Raw genomic sequence first — 15,682 nt, 5'->3', positions numbered from 1 at the left:
GAAGTTTTTTGCGAGAAACTCGTTTAGCTTCAAACACTTAACTCGCTGCGATCTCTCGTAGCGGGAGGTGAATCATACAGCGTTTAGAAGCGCTGTCAACCACCATTTCAACCGCTTGCGATCTTTCAATCGTAGCCCTTTCAGCATCACCTTAACCACCTAACTCATTGAATCTCAAGGAGTTTGTCGTTCCGATGTCGCTGGAAGTGGGGCGCATTATAAGGGGATTCGAAACCTCGTCAACCTTTAATTTCAAGAAACCTTAATATTGCTGAAAAGCAAAGCAGGGAGGCCTGGCGGCCTCCCTGCTTTTATATAGCATCAGCTGTTTCTAGAGCACGCCGGCCTCGCGCAAGCGCTGCACCTCACCAGCCTCCAGCCCCAGCACTTCCCCCAGTACCGCCTCCGTATGCTCACCCAGCAGCGGCGGCGCCCGTCGATACTCCACCGGCGTCTCCGACAACCGTATAGGGCTGGCTACCTGCGGCACGCTACCCGCCAATGGATGCGGAATGTTCACCGCCAGCCCACGCGCCAGCACCTGTGGGTCCTGGAACATCTGCGCCAGGTCATTGATAGGCCCGCACGGCACCCCAGCAGCCTCCAGCTGGGCAACCCATTCGGCGGTTGTCTTGAACACCGTGGCCTGGCGAATCAGTGGAATCAGCTCGGCCCTGTTGGCCACCCGCTGCTTATTAGTAAGGAAACGTGGATCGTCCGCCCATTGTGGCTGCCCGGCCACTTCTGCGAACTTGCGGAACTGGCTGTCGTTGCCCACGGTAAGAATGAAGTCGCCGTCCGCCGTAGGGAAGTCCTGGTAGGGCACTATATTAGGGTGCGCGTTGCCCAGTCGCCGAGGCGGGTTGCCTGTGGTGAGGTAATTCATGGCCTGGTTAGCCAGGCAGGCTACTTGTACATCGAGCAACGCCATGTCGACATGCTGGCCCACCCCGGTCTGCTCCCTATGGGCAAGGGCAGCAAGCATGGCTACCGTTGAGTACAGCCCGGTAAGGATGTCGGTAAGCGCCACACCTACCTTGACCGGCCCCGCGCCTTCCTCACCCTCCGGACGGCCAGTCAGGCTCATCAGCCCTCCCAGCCCCTGGATCATGAAGTCATAACCCGCACGCTTGGCATACGGCCCGGTCTGGCCGAAACCGGTAATGGAGCAATAGACAAGCTGTGGGTTGATCGCCTTCAGGCTCTGGTAGTCCAGCCCATAAGCCGCCAAACCACCCACCTTGAAGTTCTCGATGACAATATCGGACTTCGCCGCCAACTCACGCACCAGGCGCTGCCCTTCAGGCCGCGTGAAATCGATGGTCACCGAACGCTTGTTACGGTTGGCCGACAGGTAGTAAGCCGCCTCACTGGTGTTTTCACCCCCGGCATCCTTGAGGAAGGGAGGCCCCCACGCGCGGGTATCGTCACCACTGCCCGGGCGCTCCACCTTTATAACGTCAGCGCCCAGGTCAGCGAGAATCTGGCCAGACCATGGGCCGGCCAACACTCGCGAAAGGTCCAGCACCCGCAGATGTGATAGCGCGCCCATGGGCTGGCTCCTTATTAATAGAAGGCCTGGATACCGGTCTGCGCACGCCCCAGGATCAGTGCATGCACGTCGTGAGTACCTTCATAGGTGTTGACCACCTCAAGGTTTACCAGGTGACGGGCCACGCCAAACTCATCGGAGATGCCGTTACCACCCAGCATGTCGCGCGCCATGCGGGCGATATCCAGCGCCTTGCCGCAGGAGTTGCGCTTCATGATCGAGGTAATTTCCACAGCAGCTGTACCTTCATCCTTCATACGCCCCAGGCGCAGGCAGCCTTGCAGTGCCAAGGTGATTTCGGTCTGCATGTCGGCCAGCTTCTTCTGGATCAGCTGGTTGGCAGCCAGAGGGCGACCGAACTGCTGGCGGTCCAGGGTGTACTGACGCGCGGTGTGCCAGCAGGCTTCGGCAGCACCCAGCGCCCCCCACGAGATGCCATAGCGGGCAGAGTTGAGGCAGGTAAACGGGCCTTTGAGACCGCGCACATCCGGGAAGATGTTCTCTTCTGGCACGAACACATTGTCCATGACCACTTCACCGGTGATGGAGGCGCGCAGGCCGACCTTGCCATGGATTGCCGGGGCGCTGAGGCCCTGCCAGCCTTTTTCCAGGACAAAGCCGCGGATATCCCCTGCATCGTCCTTGGCCCAGACCACGAATACATCAGCGATGGGGCTGTTGGTGATCCACATCTTGCTCCCGGTCAGGCGGTAACCGCCGTCGACCTTCCTGGCGCGGGTGATCATCGAGCCAGGGTCGGAGCCATGGTTAGGCTCGGTCAGGCCGAAACAACCGATCCACTCGCCACGGGCCAGCTTGGGCAGGTACTTCTGCTTTTGTGCCTCGGTACCAAACTCGTTGATCGGCACCATCACCAGCGACGACTGCACGCTCATCATCGAGCGATAACCCGAATCGATACGCTCAACCTCACGGGCGATCAGGCCATAGCACACATAGTTCAGCCCGCTGCCGCCGTATTGCTCGGGGATGGTGGCACCCAGCAGGCCAATTTCCCCCATCTCGCGGAAGATCGCCGGGTCGGTCTGCTCGTGGCGGAAGGCCTCGAGCACACGCGGGGCCAGCTTGTCCTGGGCGAACTGATAAGCGCTGTCACGCACCATGCGCTCTTCTTCAGTGAGCTGCTGATCCAGCAGCAGCGGGTCGATCCAGTGGAAGCTTGCTTTACCGGCCATGAGCGAAATCCTCGAAATAGGGGGCAGTTTCTTGTGCCTTTGAGCCTAGGCCTGATCGGCCGCCGGGACAAACGAGGATTGCGCACCAATTAGTGATAATTTGTCACTTCGTAAATCAGTAAAACACCTTATAAACAGCCTTACGAGTGAGGTTGACGTACATGCGCCGCAAGATCCCCAGCACCGCCGCCATGGTTTGCTTCGAGGCAGCGGCGCGCCACGAGAGCTTTACCAAGGCTGCGCAGGAACTCGCCCTGACCCAGGGCGCCGTTTGTCGGCAGATTGGCGGCCTCGAGGCCTTCCTCAATGTGGAACTGTTCCGCCGTTCGCGCCGCGGCGTGAAGCTCACCGAGGCAGGGCTTTCCTACAGCCGCCAGGTTGCCGCCCAACTGGACGCCGTAGAGCGCGATACCCTGTCGGTGATGGGCCAGCAGGGCGCCAGCGTGATCGAACTGGCCGTAGTGCCTACCTTTGGTACCCAATGGCTGCTTCCGCGCCTCAAGGACTTCCAGCAACGCCATCCGGAGGTCACGGTCAATCTCACCAACCGCACCCGGCCATTCCTGTTCGCCGACACCCCCTTCGATGCCGCTATCTATTTCGGTGATGCCGACTGGTCCGGCACCCAGTCGCACCGGCTGATGGGAGAGAACCCGGTACCGGTCTGCAGCCCGGCACTGCTGGCCGGGCAGGGCATGCTTGAAACGCAGCGCATCGCCCAACTGCCATTGCTGCAGCAAAGCACGCGCCCCTATGCCTGGCGGCAGTGGTTCGGCAGTTTGGGGATGAATGTGGAACGCGACATGACAGGCCCGCGTTATGAACTATTCTCGATGCTCGCCCAGGCGGCCATACATGAAATGGGGATCGCGCTGATTCCACCTTTCCTGATCCAGCGTGAGCTGGGGGAGGGTAGGCTGGTGGTCGCTAACAGGCATGCCCTGATCAGCGACAAGGCCTACTATCTGATGATTCCGGAGCGCAAGGTAGAGTCGGCCTCGCTGCGCGCCTTCCGCGACTGGCTGGTTAGCCAGGCCCAGGCCTACACCTCAGCAACTTGACCAAGTGCGACAAATTGACTCTGTAGTCAATTATTTTAAACACCTACAGATATAAGTATTTGTCGCATAGGCATAAACTGTTATGCCTGCCTGAAAATACTCTTTAACCCTGCTAACCACGCGGCTTTGCGGGTGATTTTGCGACATCTACCGTGCCGTAAGCGTATTGGCCCAAATATTTTTCGTTTTTTCTCCTAATGTCCCAATAGCCCATGTTTGACGGGCTGCAACCTTACCGCTGCGACAAGCGGTCACAGGGTGACTTGTAGTTTTAACTTCGTTTCGCTCCATAACCGGTTGAAGGCCCCCGGGTTCGTCTGCAAAATGCTTCGCCCGCCCGGGATTCGGCGGGTCGGCGCTCCACAGCCGCCCCAGCGCACCATCCGAAGTGCGCTGGCTCATACAAAGACAAAAGGTCACCGCAGGAGAAATAGTCGTGCACATTGGTGTTCCTCTCGAGACGCAGACCGGTGAGACAAGGGTCGCTGCGACCCCGGAAACCATCAAGAAACTGATTGGCCAGGGCCATCAGGTCACCGTCCAACGGGGGGCAGGGCTCAACGCCAGCATTCCGGACAGTGCCTATGAGGCCGTGGGCGCTTCCCTTGGGAGCGCAGCCGATGCCTACGGCGCCCAATTGGTACTCAAAGTGGTCGCGCCCAACGACCAGGAGCTGGCCCTGATCAACAGTGGCACCCTCCTGGCGGGCATGCTCAACCCCTTCAACAGTGAACTGATCGGCAAGATGGCCGAACGCGGCATCACCGCTTTCGCCCTGGAAGCCGCACCCCGCACCTCGCGGGCGCAGAGCCTGGACGTGCTGTCGTCACAGGCCAACATCGCCGGTTACAAGGCCGTGTTGCTGGCTGCCCATTACTACCCACGCTTCATGCCCATGCTGATGACCGCCGCCGGTACCGTGAAGGCCGCGCGGGTACTCATCCTGGGGGCGGGTGTTGCCGGCCTGCAGGCCATCGCCACCGCCAAGCGCCTGGGTGCAGTGATCGAAGCATCCGACGTGCGCCCGGCAGTGAAGGAGCAGATCGAGTCGCTGGGTGCCAAGTTCATCGACGTGCCTTACGAAACCGACGAGGAACGCGAGTGCGCTGAAGGCGTTGGCGGTTACGCCCGCCCCATGCCAGCCAGCTGGATGCAACGCCAGGCCCAGGCCGTGCACGAGCGCGCCAGGCAAGCGGATATCGTCATCACCACCGCACTGATACCCGGCCGCAAGGCACCGACCCTGCTCAGTGCCGAAACCGTCGCCCAGATGAAACCCGGTTCGGTGGTCATCGACCTCGCTGCAGCCCAGGGTGGCAACTGCCCGCTCACCGTTGCTGACCAGGTAGTACGGGAGAACGGCGTGACCATCGTCGGCCCGACCAACCTGCCAGCCCAGCTGGGTGCCGATGCTTCGGCGCTGTATGCGCGCAACCTGCTGGACTTCATGAAGCTGCTGTTCGACAAAGACGGCGCGCTGGTCATCAACCTCGAAGACGACATCGTCGCGGCCTGCCTCATGTGCCGTGATGGTCAAGTCGTCCGCAAGAACGGCTAAGGAGCACGACAATGGAAGACATGCTGATTTCCCATGGCATCTACAACCTCATCATCTTCGTGCTGGCCATCTATGTGGGCTACCACGTGGTGTGGAACGTCACCCCGGCACTGCACACGCCGCTGATGGCCGTGACCAACGCCATCTCTGCCATCGTTATCGTCGGTGCCATGCTGGCCGCCGCCCTCACCGTGACCCCTGCCGGCAAGCTGATGGGCACCCTCGCCGTGGCCCTGGCCGCGGTCAATGTGTTCGGTGGCTTCCTGGTCACCCGCCGCATGCTTGAGATGTTCAAGAAGAAAGCCAAGAACGAGGGGCAGAAGTAAGCATGAGCATGAATCTGGTAACACTTCTGTACCTGGTCGCTTCGGTCTGCTTCATCCAGGCGCTCAAGGGCCTGTCGCACCCGACCACGTCGCGTCGCGGCAACCTGTTCGGCATGATCGGCATGGGCATCGCCATGCTCACCACGGTTGGCCTCATCTATAAGCTGGGCGCCGAGCTGGCTACTGCGGGTATTGGCTACGTCATCGTCGGCCTGCTGGTCGGTGGTACTGCCGGTTCGATCATGGCCAAGCGCGTCGAGATGACCAAGATGCCGGAACTGGTCGCCTTCATGCACAGCATGATCGGCCTGGCTGCGGTGTTCATCGCCATCGCCGCCGTGCTGGAGCCGCAGTCGATGGGCATCGTTGCCGCAATCAGCGACCCGATCCCCACCGGCAACCGCCTGGAGCTGTTCCTCGGCGCTGCCATCGGTGCAATCACCTTCTCCGGTTCGGTGATCGCCTTCGGCAAGCTGTCGGGCAAATACAAGTTCCGCCTGTTCCAGGGCGCCCCGGTACAGTTCCCCGGCCAGCACAAGCTGAACCTGATCCTCGGCCTGACCACCATCGCCCTGGGCCTGCTGTTCACCTTCACCGGTCATTACAGCGCCTTCACCCTGATGCTGGCCCTGGCCTTCGTCATGGGCGTGCTGATCATCATCCCGATCGGCGGTGCCGACATGCCGGTGGTGGTGTCGATGCTCAACAGCTATTCAGGCTGGGCAGCCGCCGGTATCGGCTTCTCCCTGAACAACTCGATGCTGATCATTGCAGGCTCGCTTGTGGGTTCGTCCGGTGCCATTCTCTCGTACATCATGTGCAAGGCAATGAACCGCTCGTTCTTCAACGTCATCCTCGGTGGCTTTGGCGGCGATACCGACGCCGGCGCCGCTCAAGGCTCGAAAGAGCAACGCCCGGTGAAGTCCGGTTCGGCCGACGATGCCACCTTCCTGCTCAGCAACGCCGACAGCGTGATCATCGTCCCGGGCTATGGCCTGGCGGTGGCCCGTGCCCAGCACGCGCTCAAGGAGCTGACCGAGAAGCTGACCCACAACGGCGTGACCGTGAAGTATGCCATCCACCCGGTGGCGGGGCGCATGCCCGGGCACATGAACGTGCTGCTGGCCGAGGCCGAGGTGCCGTACGATCAGGTGTTCGAGATGGACGACATCAACGCCGAGTTCGGCCAGGCCGACGTGGTGCTGGTGCTGGGCGCCAACGACGTGGTCAACCCGGCGGCGAAGAATGACCCCAAATCGCCAATCGCCGGCATGCCGATCCTCGAAGCGTTCAAGGCCAAGACCATCATCGTCAACAAGCGCTCCATGGCCAGCGGCTATGCCGGCCTGGACAACGAACTGTTCTACCTGGACAAAACCATGATGGTGTTCGGTGACGCCAAGAAAGTCATCGAGGACATGGTGAAGGCGGTGGAGTGATAACTCCCACTGCAAACCAACTGATATAAAGGAAGCCCCGGTCAGATTCTGCCGGGGCTTTCCTTTTATTGATCCGGATCAACGGCTCTACTTCAAGGCTTCTCATACGACCATGGTCGTGGGACGGCAATGGGCTAAATCTCTAGACTGCGCTGCAGTAGTTTCAGTAGCCCGAGATAACAATCCATGTACCGTGATCGTATCCGCTTGTCCTCCCTGCACAGCAAGGTAATGAGTGCGGCTGATGCCGCTGGTCTGATCGAGGACGGCATGACCGTCGGCATGAGCGGTTTCACCCGCGCTGGCGAAGCCAAGGCCGTACCGCATGCACTGGCCGAACGTGCCAAGCAGTCGCCACTGAAAATCAGCCTGATGACCGGCGCCAGCCTGGGCAACGACCTGGACAAGCAACTGACCGAGGCCGGCGTGCTGGCTCGCCGCATGCCGTTCCAGGTCGACAGCACCCTGCGCAAGGCCATCAACGACGGCCAGGTGATGTTCATCGACCAGCACCTGTCGGAAACCGTCGAACAATTGCGTAACCAGCAGCTGAAGCTGCCGGACATCGCTGTCATCGAAGCCGTGGCCATCACCGAACAAGGCCACATCGTGCCAACCACGTCGGTGGGCAACTCGGCCAGCTTCGCGATCTTTGCCAAGCAGGTGATTGTCGAGATCAACCTCTCGCACAACCCCAACCTCGAAGGCCTGCACGACATCTATATCCCGACCTACCGCCCGACCCGCACGCCAATCCCGCTGGTCAAGGTCGACGACCGCATCGGCAGCACCGCCATCCCGATCGACCCGGCCAAGATTGTCGGCATCGTCATCAGCAACCAGCCGGACTCACCGTCCACCGTACTGCCGCCGGATGACGAAACCCAGGGCATCGCCGACCACCTGATCAACTTCCTCAAGCAAGAAGTTGAAGCCGGCCGCATGACCAACAAGCTCGGCCCGCTGCAAGCCGGTATCGGCAGCATCGCCAACGCGGTGATGTGCGGCCTGATCGAGTCGCCGTTCGAAGACCTGACCATGTACTCCGAAGTACTGCAGGACTCCACCTTCGACCTGATCGACGCCGGCAAGCTGAGCTTCGCGTCGGGCAGCTCGATCACCTTGTCCGGCCGCCGCAATGCCGACGTTTTCGGCAACCTGGAGCGGTACAAGGACAAGCTGGTGCTGCGCCCGCAAGAAATCTCCAACCACCCGGAAGTGGTACGTCGCTTGGGCATCATTGGTATCAACACCGCCCTGGAGTTCGATATCTACGGCAACGTCAACTCCACCCACGTGTGCGGCACCCGGATGATGAACGGCATCGGCGGCTCGGGTGACTTCGCCCGCAACGCCCACCTGGCCGTATTCGTCACCAAGTCGATTGCCAAAGGCGGCGCGATCTCCAGCGTGGTGCCGATGGTCAGCCATGTCGACCACACCGAGCACGACGTGGACATCCTGGTCACCGAGCAAGGCCTGGCCGACCTGCGTGGCCTGGCGCCGCGCGAGCGGGCACGGGCGATCATCGACAACTGCGTGCACCCAGACTACCGCGCTGCGCTGAACGATTACTTCGATCGCGCCTGCCAGCGTGGCGGCCACACTCCGCACATCCTGCGTGAAGCGCTGAGCTGGCACGAGAACCTGGAAGAAACCGGGCGCATGCTGGCCAGCTGATGCAGATGGGCTGCACAGCAGCGACTCCAAATCAGCTGTGACATCGCAATACTGGGGCCGCTCTGCGGCCCTATCGCAACACAAGGCCGCCCCTACAAGCCTGTGCTACACAGTTGGGTCATCCACCTCGAAACAAACTGTTCTACTGTACCGGTTTTGTGCCGGTCCCTGCCGTTCAAAACCTTCTCACGACCTTAAAACGCACCATATTCGTGCAGACCAGTACAGTTGCGCCATTTTCAAGTGCAACAGTAGGGTTACACAGTTAACTGAGCTATCGTCTTTCAACAGAACTGTATCTACTGTTATGGACAACAGAGGAGGATCATTGGCATCAGTTAAATCACTACCTAATCCCGCCATAAGCGGAAGGATGAAGCATCATGGAACGTACCCTCAGTTCCGGTCTGGTTTTTGAAAGCAACGCCCAGCAATCCAACGCCTCGCTGCCCCTGCGCGCACTGTCGACCCTGCTGCTGTGGCAGCGCCGTATGGCCAGCCGCCGTCAACTGGCTCGCCTGGACGGCCGTCTGCTGGCTGACGCCGGTATCAGCGAGTCGCAGCGTTACGAAGAGCTGAGCAAGCCTTTCTGGCGCTAAGCTCCGGCTTGCCGGCTTCGGCTGGCACCGCGAATTCCCAAACCCGTTGCAGGTGACTGCAACGGGTTTTTTTATTCCCAGGCCGCACGCTAGAGCCGTTTCAGTTAGACCAGTACAGTTTTATCAATATTTGAATTAAGCAGGTACAGTTAGTTGGCGTGCCGTTCATTAACTTCCACAAACAACGGCGCGTGATACGCTTACCTTAGCTGTCTATTGAAAGCCGCTGTTAAACGTACCGCGACGCGCTGTATAAGCGTCCGATAAGCAGAACCACCCGATCCTAGTCCAGGAGTTCACCATCATGTCCCGTAAATACCTGATTGGCGCCGCCCTGATGCTGAGCCTGGCCGGCACCGCACACGCCACCAGCTTCGTTGTCACCACCGACGCCGTCGTTGGCGCAGTAGCCGCATCAACCGATGCCACTTCCGATATCTCCTCGTCTTTCAAAGACGACAAGATCGTGCAGGCCGCCCGTGACGACGCCGCCAGCTTCGTTGGCAGCCAAGGCGACATCCGCGGTGCCAAGCTGGAAAGCGCTTTCATGCACATCCGCTCGCAGATGCCGGCCCTGCAGGCCAGCGACGCGCAACTGGCCCAGGCCATCCTGGCGCTCTGAGCCCGGTTGAGCCGTTCAGCTGTGCTGGTCACCCCCAGCACAGCCGCACCCACCTTTGCCGCCCACGTTCCCAGCCGTTGTAGAGCCCATGCGTTATCTGTTGCCGCTGCTGTTCTCCGTCGCCGGTATGGCCAGTGCCCATGCCATGGATACCACCACGCAAAGCCTGGTCATCACCGGCTATGTCACCAGCCAGGTCACCACCGCACCGTTTGATCGCAAGCTGGTTCGCCAGGCGCGCGACGATGCGGCTGCCTTCGTTGCCAGCGACGGCCAAATCCGCGGCGTGCGGCTAGAGGCCGCGCTGGAATCATTACGCCACAATTGTTCACAGCACGCCGTCGGCGATCTGGAACTGGCGCAGGCAATTCTCGTCCAATAGCTACATCTGACTCCCTGTATTTTTTCGGAGATGCTCCATGCGTAAACCGCTGATTGCCGCTACCCTCGGCATGCTGCTGCTGGCCGACCTGGCCCATGCACAGACCTTGGTGGCCACCAGCAACATCATCGTGCGTGCCTTTGGCCGCTCGATCGACTTCACCTCAGACACCACCACCTCAATTCGCGACTCCAAAGTGGTACGCGAAGCCCACGATGACGCCGCCAGCTTCGTCGCCAGCAATGGTGACATTCGCGGTGTCCAGCTCGAGGCCGCCTTCAGCACCCTGCGCGAGCGTGTGCCAGAAGCCCGCGGCGCCAGCGATCAGGTACTGGCCGAAGCCATCCTCGCGCTGTGAACCGCCTACGTGCCTGGCTGCTCGGCTGCGTCCTGACGCTGCTCGGCACACCCGCATTGGCCGACCTGCAGCTTGAGCTGCAGGCATCCGGCCTTGACCCCCAACAAACCCAAGCCACCCAGGCCCTGCTCGACGAGGCCATGGGCAAGCTGCCTCCGCGCTTCAAGCAACAGCTGGACCGCCGCGTGCGGGTCAGCTGGAGCGACAACATGCCTGCCGACGCCTATGGCCAGGCATCGCTGGTGTCCACCCTCGAACTCAACCGTCGCCTACTGCCCGACCTCACCGATGGCAGCGCCGCCACCGAGCGCACCAACCGCCCGCATGGCACGGTACGTGAGGAGCTGCTGGCCACCGTGTTGCACGAGCTCACCCATATCTACGACCGTGCCCGCCTGTGGACCGGTGCCGAAAATTCGCTGATTGCCCGCTGCAAGCGCCAGCAAGGCACGCTGGGCAAGATTGGCCTGCCCGAAGAATGCCGAGGCCAGGCCGAGCGCCGCTTCACCCTCAGCGACGACCCGCGCCTGCTCGACCTGGCCGGCTGGCAGCAATACGTGGGCCGACGCGGGGAGCGCGAACAGCACAATGGCCAGTTCGTGCGCAGCCCCGACAGCTATGAGCTGAGCAGCCCCAAGGAGTACATCGCGGTCAACATGGAGTACTTCCTCCTCGACCCGAGCTACGGCTGCCGCCGCCCGGCGCTCAACCAATACCTGCGCGAACATTTCGGCTGGGCACCCCAACAGGACACTTGCGCCAAGGGCCTGCCGTTCATCAACGCGGGCAGCGACTTCGCCCGCCAGCCGCTGGGTGAAATCGACCCCGAGCGGGTGTATGAAGTGGATTACCTGCTGGCCGAAGCCAACCAGAACCTGGTCAGCCGGTGGGGCCACAGCATGCTGCGCCTGGTGATCTGCAAGCCCGGCCGCCCACGCGGGCCGGACTGCCGCCTGGACCTCGACCAGAGCCTGGTGCTGTCGTACCGCGCCTTCGTCAACGACGTGCAGCTGTCCAGCTGGGACGGCCTGGTCGGTGTCTACCCCTCGCGATTGTTCGTACTGCCGCTGGGCCAGGTGATCGATGAGTACACCAAGACCGAACTGCGTAGCCTGGCCTCGGTACCCCTGAAGCTCAGCCGCGATGAAGTCGAGAACCTGGTGCGTCAGGCCGCCGAGATGCACTGGAGCTATGACGGCAACTATTGGTTCCTGTCCAACAACTGTGCGGTGGAGTCACTGAAACTGCTGCGCAGCGGCACCGCCAACCCACGCCTGAACGACCTCGACAGCATCATGCCCAACGGTTTGCTGGCCGTGCTCAAGGGCAGGGGGCTGGCCGACACCAGCGTACTCGACGACCCACGCGAGGCGTTGCGCCTGGGCTACCGCTTCGACTCTTACCGCGACCGCTACCAGGCCATGTTCGAGGTACTGAGGAAACAGCTGCCGATCAAGCAAACCCTGGTTGAAGACTGGCTGGCCCAGGATGCCGAACAGCGCCGCCCCTGGTTCGCCAAGGCCGACCTGCGCACCAGCGCTGCGTTGCTGCTGCTTGAACAGGCCAGCTTGCGCCGGCAACTGCTGCTGGCCCAGGACGAGGTCAAGCAACGTTACCTGAATGCCGCAGCGCTGAAAGATGGCAGCATCAACAAAGCTGACGCCACCCTCAAGCAGATGCTCGCCAACAGTGGTTTCCTCAGCCGCCCGGCAGAGTTGCTCGATGCCAAGGGCTACGGGCTGCCACAACCCGAAGAGCGCAAGCACCTCGAGCAGGTCAGCAGCGAACGCCAGGCGCAGCTGCTGCGCTTGAGCACCAGCCTGGACAAAGAGGTGAGGGCGCTGCTGGAACCATCACGGGCCAAGGAAATTGCCGCGGTCGAGGCCAATGTGAAGCAGATCGGTGAGCATTTGCGGGCGCTGCACAAAGCTGCGGGTGGCCTGCAACTGTAAGCATGGCTGTACCGGCCCTATCGCCGGCAAGCCAGCTCCCACAAATTGTGCACAGGCCTTGAATATTGCGCAGTACCTATAGGAGCTGGCTTGCCGGCGATAGGGCCTGCAGCACCAGCACAATTGCTTACTGGCTTTCGCCATCCTCTTCTGGCAAAGCCTCATCCAGATGCAACCAGGGCAACCGGCTGCCCACCCAGATATGCCGGTTGGCCCGCACCCGCTCCGGGTGATCCAGCGTCGCCACCGTCACGTCAATCGTTTCAGGGCTGTGCGTGGTCACCAGCGCGACGTGCGCCCCACACTGCCCGCAGAAGTACCGGCTGCAACTGGCCGGTGCCACATAGCAGTTCGGTTCACCCGCCAGCCACACAAACCCCGAACGGGGCAGGGTGACCCAGGTCACCACCAGCCCACCGCTTACCCGGCGGCAAATCGTGCAGTGGCAGTGGGCAATGTCTGTCAGGTCACCCTCCAACCGGTAACGCAAGGCGCCGCAATGGCAGCCCCCTTCGGTCACATTCTGCATCACCTACCTCTCGTCGCCTTTGCCTCAGCGAAAGCTGGCTGAAAGCTTGCCCTCATAGGATAGCCGCCACTACCGGCACAAGACCGGTCAGCCAGGGCACCCGGTAAACACCGCGCCCGGCCCAATCAACAACAACAATGGTGATTCTGATGTATTCCTGTGCCCGCCTTCCTGCAGTACCCCTCCGCATGCTCCCTGCGCAGCGCCTGACGCGCTGATCCGCCCGAATCGACTTTCCTTTCGCCGCGCCACGCCTGGAGTATTGCCATGCTGACCTTCCTCGGCTTTGCCATGGTCATCACCTTCATGTACCTGATCATGACCAAGCGCCTGTCGGCCTTGATCGCACTGATCCTGGTACCGATCCTGTTCGCCCTGTTCGGCGGTTTCTCCGCCAAGATCGGCCCCATGATGCTCGAAGGCATCAGCAAGCTCGCGCCTACCGGCGTGATGCTGATGTTCGCCATCCTCTACTTCGCCCTGATGATCGACTCCGGCCTGTTCGACCCGGCCGTGCGCAAGATCCTCAAACTGGTCAAGGGCGACCCGCTGAAAGTCTCGGTCGGTACCGCCGTGCTGGCCCTGGTGGTCTCGCTCGACGGTGACGGCGCCACCACCTACATGATCTGCTGCGCCGCCATGCTGCCTATGTACAGCCGCCTGGGCATGAGCCCGCGGATCATGGCCGGCCTGATCATCCTCGCCGGCGGGGTGATGAACATGACCCCTTGGGGTGGCCCGACCGCCCGTGCCGCCAGTGCGCTGCACGTGGACCCTTCGGACATCTTCGTGCCGATGATCCCGGCCATGCTGTTCGGCGTGGTGGCGATCCTGGCCATTGCCTACATGTACGGTAAGCGTGAACGTGCCCGCCTGGGCGAACTGCACCTGCCGACGGACGATATCGACCACAGCGAAATCACCGTTTCGCAATTCCCGGAGGCACGCCGGCCCAAGCTGCTGTACTTCAACGGTGCCCTGACCGCCGCCCTGATGGTCGCGCTGATCGCCGGCGTGCTGCCACTGCCCGTGCTGTTCATGATCGCCTTCAGCATCGCCATGATCGTCAACTACCCGTGCCTGCAGCAGCAGAAGGACCGCATCGCCGCCCACGCCGGCAGCGTGCTGGCCGTGACCGGGCTGATCTTCGCTGCTGGCATCTTCACCGGCATCCTGTCGGGTACCGGCATGGTCGACGCCATGTCCAAGAGCCTGCTGGCCGTCATCCCCGAAGCGCTGGGCCCTTACCTGGCGGTAATCACCGCGATCGTGAGCATGCCGTTCACCTTCTTCATGTCCAACGATGCCTTCTACTACGGCGTATTGCCGGTGCTGGCCGAAGCCGCCAGCCACTACGGCATCACCCCGGTGGAAATGGCCCGTGCGTCGATCGTCGGGCAACCGGTACACCTGCTCAGCCCGCTGGTACCCTCCACCTACCTGCTGGTGGCCCTGGCCGGCATCGAGTTCGGCGATCATCAGCGCTTCACGCTCAAGTGGGCAGTGCTGGTGTGCCTGTGCATAATGCTCGCCGCACTGCTGATGGGGATTTTCCCGCTGTTCAGTAGTCTTTAATACATACGTATCACCTACGCGACGCGCCCTGACCGGGGCGCGTTGCCATTACCGCTCGAAGGAAATTACATGGAATGGCTGACCAGCCCGGAAATCTGGGTTGCCTTTTTTACCCTCACCGCGCTTGAGATCGTCCTCGGGATCGACAACATCATCATGATCTCGATCCTGGTCAGCCGCATGCCCAAGCACATGCAGCCGCGCACCCGGATCTTCGGCCTGGCCCTGGCCATGGTCACCCGCATCATGCTGCTGCTGTCGATTACCTGGGTCATGCGCCTTACCGCCGACCTGTTCGTGGTATTCGGCCAGGGCATCTCCGGGCGGGACCTGATCCTGTTCTTCGGTGGCCTGTTCCTGCTATGGAAGAGCTCGCAAGAGATCTACCACGGCCTGGAAGGCGAAGATGAAAGCCCGGATGAGCCCAAAGGCGCGGGTGGCAAGTTTTTCTATACCATCATCCAGATCGCCATCATCGACATCGTGTTCTCGCTGGACTCGGTAATCACCGCAGTGGGCATGGTTTCTCACGTTCCGGTGATGATCGCCGCCATCGTCGTAGCCGTGCTGGTGATGATGCTCTGCGCCGGTGCCATCAGCAATTTCATCGACAAACACCCGTCGCTGAAGATGCTCGCACTGTCGTTCCTGATCGTGGTCGGTACCGTGCTGATCGCCGAGGCTTTCGAGGTGCACGTACCTAAGGGTTACGTCTACTTCGCCATGGCATTCTCGCTGGCAGTGGAAGCTATCAACATCCGCATGCGCACCGCCTCAGCCCGCAAAGAGGGCAAAGAGCAAGACCCGGTGAAACTGCGCAAAGACATTCCGGGTCAATAACACCCGGAAGTGC

At 61.2% G+C, this 15,682-nt stretch carries 15 protein-coding genes; 12 read left to right on the top strand and 3 right to left on the bottom strand.

The window, feature by feature from the left end:
- Nucleotides 1-331: 331 nt before the first annotated feature.
- Nucleotides 332-1,552 (bottom strand): CaiB/BaiF CoA transferase family protein, encoded by a 1,221-nt coding sequence (locus ACN6NG_RS00495; RefSeq protein ID WP_063424587.1) that lies wholly within the window; start codon nt 1,550-1,552, stop codon nt 332-334.
- 14 nt (nt 1,553-1,566) lie between these two features.
- Nucleotides 1,567-2,748, bottom strand: coding sequence for an acyl-CoA dehydrogenase (locus ACN6NG_RS00490; RefSeq protein WP_474312734.1), 1,182 nt, complete (start codon nt 2,746-2,748; stop codon nt 1,567-1,569).
- Nucleotides 2,749-2,909: 161 nt separating this feature from the next.
- On the opposite strand from ACN6NG_RS00490, the gene ACN6NG_RS00485 reads away from it, so the two are divergent.
- The 10 genes from ACN6NG_RS00485 (at nt 2,910) to ACN6NG_RS00440 (ending at nt 12,725) form a co-directional block, all read left to right on the top strand.
- The gene (locus ACN6NG_RS00485; protein ID WP_474312733.1) at nt 2,910-3,809 is read left to right on the top strand and encodes a LysR family transcriptional regulator; all 900 of its coding nucleotides are present in this window, start codon (nt 2,910-2,912) and stop codon (nt 3,807-3,809) included.
- A 436-nt stretch (nt 3,810-4,245) separates the two neighbouring features.
- Nucleotides 4,246-5,367: a Re/Si-specific NAD(P)(+) transhydrogenase subunit alpha gene (locus tag ACN6NG_RS00480; protein ID WP_368977830.1), complete on the top strand. Its 1,122-nt coding sequence runs from the start codon at nt 4,246-4,248 to the stop codon at nt 5,365-5,367.
- 11 nt (nt 5,368-5,378) lie between these two features.
- The gene (locus ACN6NG_RS00475; protein ID WP_016484308.1) at nt 5,379-5,693 is read left to right on the top strand and encodes an NAD(P) transhydrogenase subunit alpha part 2; all 315 of its coding nucleotides are present in this window, start codon (nt 5,379-5,381) and stop codon (nt 5,691-5,693) included.
- 2 nt (nt 5,694-5,695) lie between these two features.
- A complete protein-coding gene (locus ACN6NG_RS00470; RefSeq protein WP_016497448.1) occupies nt 5,696-7,132 on the top strand; it encodes an NAD(P)(+) transhydrogenase (Re/Si-specific) subunit beta in 1,437 nt (478 codons plus the stop codon).
- A gap of 186 nt (nt 7,133-7,318) precedes the next feature.
- Entirely contained in the window at nt 7,319-8,812 is a 1,494-nt protein-coding gene (locus tag ACN6NG_RS00465; RefSeq protein WP_063424583.1) for an acetyl-CoA hydrolase/transferase family protein, read from the top strand.
- A 383-nt stretch (nt 8,813-9,195) separates the two neighbouring features.
- On the top strand, nt 9,196-9,411 hold the full coding sequence (locus ACN6NG_RS00460; RefSeq protein ID WP_016497446.1) for a DUF1127 domain-containing protein: 216 nt from the start codon (nt 9,196-9,198) through the stop codon (nt 9,409-9,411).
- A 304-nt stretch (nt 9,412-9,715) separates the two neighbouring features.
- The gene (locus ACN6NG_RS00455) at nt 9,716-10,033 is read left to right on the top strand and encodes a DUF2388 domain-containing protein (protein WP_474312730.1); all 318 of its coding nucleotides are present in this window, start codon (nt 9,716-9,718) and stop codon (nt 10,031-10,033) included.
- An 88-nt stretch (nt 10,034-10,121) separates the two neighbouring features.
- On the top strand, nt 10,122-10,415 hold the full coding sequence (locus tag ACN6NG_RS00450) for a DUF2388 domain-containing protein (protein WP_016497444.1): 294 nt from the start codon (nt 10,122-10,124) through the stop codon (nt 10,413-10,415).
- Between the two features lie 37 nt (nt 10,416-10,452).
- Nucleotides 10,453-10,773, top strand: a complete 321-nt coding sequence (locus tag ACN6NG_RS00445) for a DUF2388 domain-containing protein (RefSeq protein WP_019473446.1) — start codon at nt 10,453-10,455, stop codon at nt 10,771-10,773.
- Nucleotides 10,770-12,725, top strand: a complete 1,956-nt coding sequence (locus ACN6NG_RS00440; RefSeq protein ID WP_353457119.1) for a DUF7844 domain-containing protein — start codon at nt 10,770-10,772, stop codon at nt 12,723-12,725. The genes ACN6NG_RS00445 and ACN6NG_RS00440 overlap by 4 nt, the downstream gene beginning before the upstream one ends.
- A 127-nt stretch (nt 12,726-12,852) precedes the next feature.
- Here ACN6NG_RS00440 and ACN6NG_RS00435 read toward each other — a convergent pair whose 3' ends face one another.
- On the bottom strand, nt 12,853-13,254 hold the full coding sequence (locus ACN6NG_RS00435) for a GFA family protein (RefSeq protein ID WP_063424577.1): 402 nt from the start codon (nt 13,252-13,254) through the stop codon (nt 12,853-12,855).
- 267 nt (nt 13,255-13,521) lie between these two features.
- Here ACN6NG_RS00435 and ACN6NG_RS00430 point away from each other — a divergent pair, with 267 nt between their 5' ends.
- Together ACN6NG_RS00430 and ACN6NG_RS00425 are read left to right on the top strand one after the other, a co-directional pair.
- Nucleotides 13,522-14,829 carry a CitMHS family transporter gene (locus ACN6NG_RS00430; protein ID WP_016497440.1) on the top strand — a complete coding sequence of 436 codons (1,308 nt, stop codon included), beginning with the start codon at nt 13,522-13,524 and terminating at the stop codon, nt 14,827-14,829.
- 69 nt (nt 14,830-14,898) lie between these two features.
- A complete protein-coding gene (locus ACN6NG_RS00425) occupies nt 14,899-15,669 on the top strand; it encodes a TerC family protein (RefSeq protein WP_353457120.1) in 771 nt (256 codons plus the stop codon).
- Nucleotides 15,670-15,682: the final 13 nt, after the last annotated feature.

Source organism: Pseudomonas sp. TSO6 (assembly GCF_056098905.1).
The sequence above is the reverse complement of the archived record's forward strand: the minus strand, read 5'-3'. Positions and strand labels throughout refer to the sequence as shown.

Bases quoted from the DNA above. Each gene is read 5' to 3' on its own strand.
- ACN6NG_RS00495 (WP_063424587.1), bottom strand. From the start codon at position 1,552: ATGGGCGCGCTATCACATCTGCGGGTGCTGGACCTTTCGCGAGTGTTG.
- ACN6NG_RS00490 (WP_474312734.1), bottom strand. From the start codon at position 2,748: ATGGCCGGTAAAGCAAGCTTCCACTGGATCGACCCGCTGCTGCTGGAT.
- ACN6NG_RS00485 (WP_474312733.1), top strand. From the start codon at position 2,910: ATGCGCCGCAAGATCCCCAGCACCGCCGCCATGGTTTGCTTCGAGGCA.
- ACN6NG_RS00475 (WP_016484308.1), top strand. From the start codon at position 5,379: ATGGAAGACATGCTGATTTCCCATGGCATCTACAACCTCATCATCTTC.
- ACN6NG_RS00470 (WP_016497448.1), top strand. From the start codon at position 5,696: ATGAGCATGAATCTGGTAACACTTCTGTACCTGGTCGCTTCGGTCTGC.
- ACN6NG_RS00465 (WP_063424583.1), top strand. From the start codon at position 7,319: ATGTACCGTGATCGTATCCGCTTGTCCTCCCTGCACAGCAAGGTAATG.
- ACN6NG_RS00460 (WP_016497446.1), top strand. From the start codon at position 9,196: ATGGAACGTACCCTCAGTTCCGGTCTGGTTTTTGAAAGCAACGCCCAG.
- ACN6NG_RS00455 (WP_474312730.1), top strand. From the start codon at position 9,716: ATGTCCCGTAAATACCTGATTGGCGCCGCCCTGATGCTGAGCCTGGCC.
- ACN6NG_RS00450 (WP_016497444.1), top strand. From the start codon at position 10,122: ATGCGTTATCTGTTGCCGCTGCTGTTCTCCGTCGCCGGTATGGCCAGT.
- ACN6NG_RS00445 (WP_019473446.1), top strand. From the start codon at position 10,453: ATGCGTAAACCGCTGATTGCCGCTACCCTCGGCATGCTGCTGCTGGCC.
- ACN6NG_RS00435 (WP_063424577.1), bottom strand. From the start codon at position 13,254: ATGCAGAATGTGACCGAAGGGGGCTGCCATTGCGGCGCCTTGCGTTAC.
- ACN6NG_RS00430 (WP_016497440.1), top strand. From the start codon at position 13,522: ATGCTGACCTTCCTCGGCTTTGCCATGGTCATCACCTTCATGTACCTG.
- ACN6NG_RS00425 (WP_353457120.1), top strand. From the start codon at position 14,899: ATGGAATGGCTGACCAGCCCGGAAATCTGGGTTGCCTTTTTTACCCTC.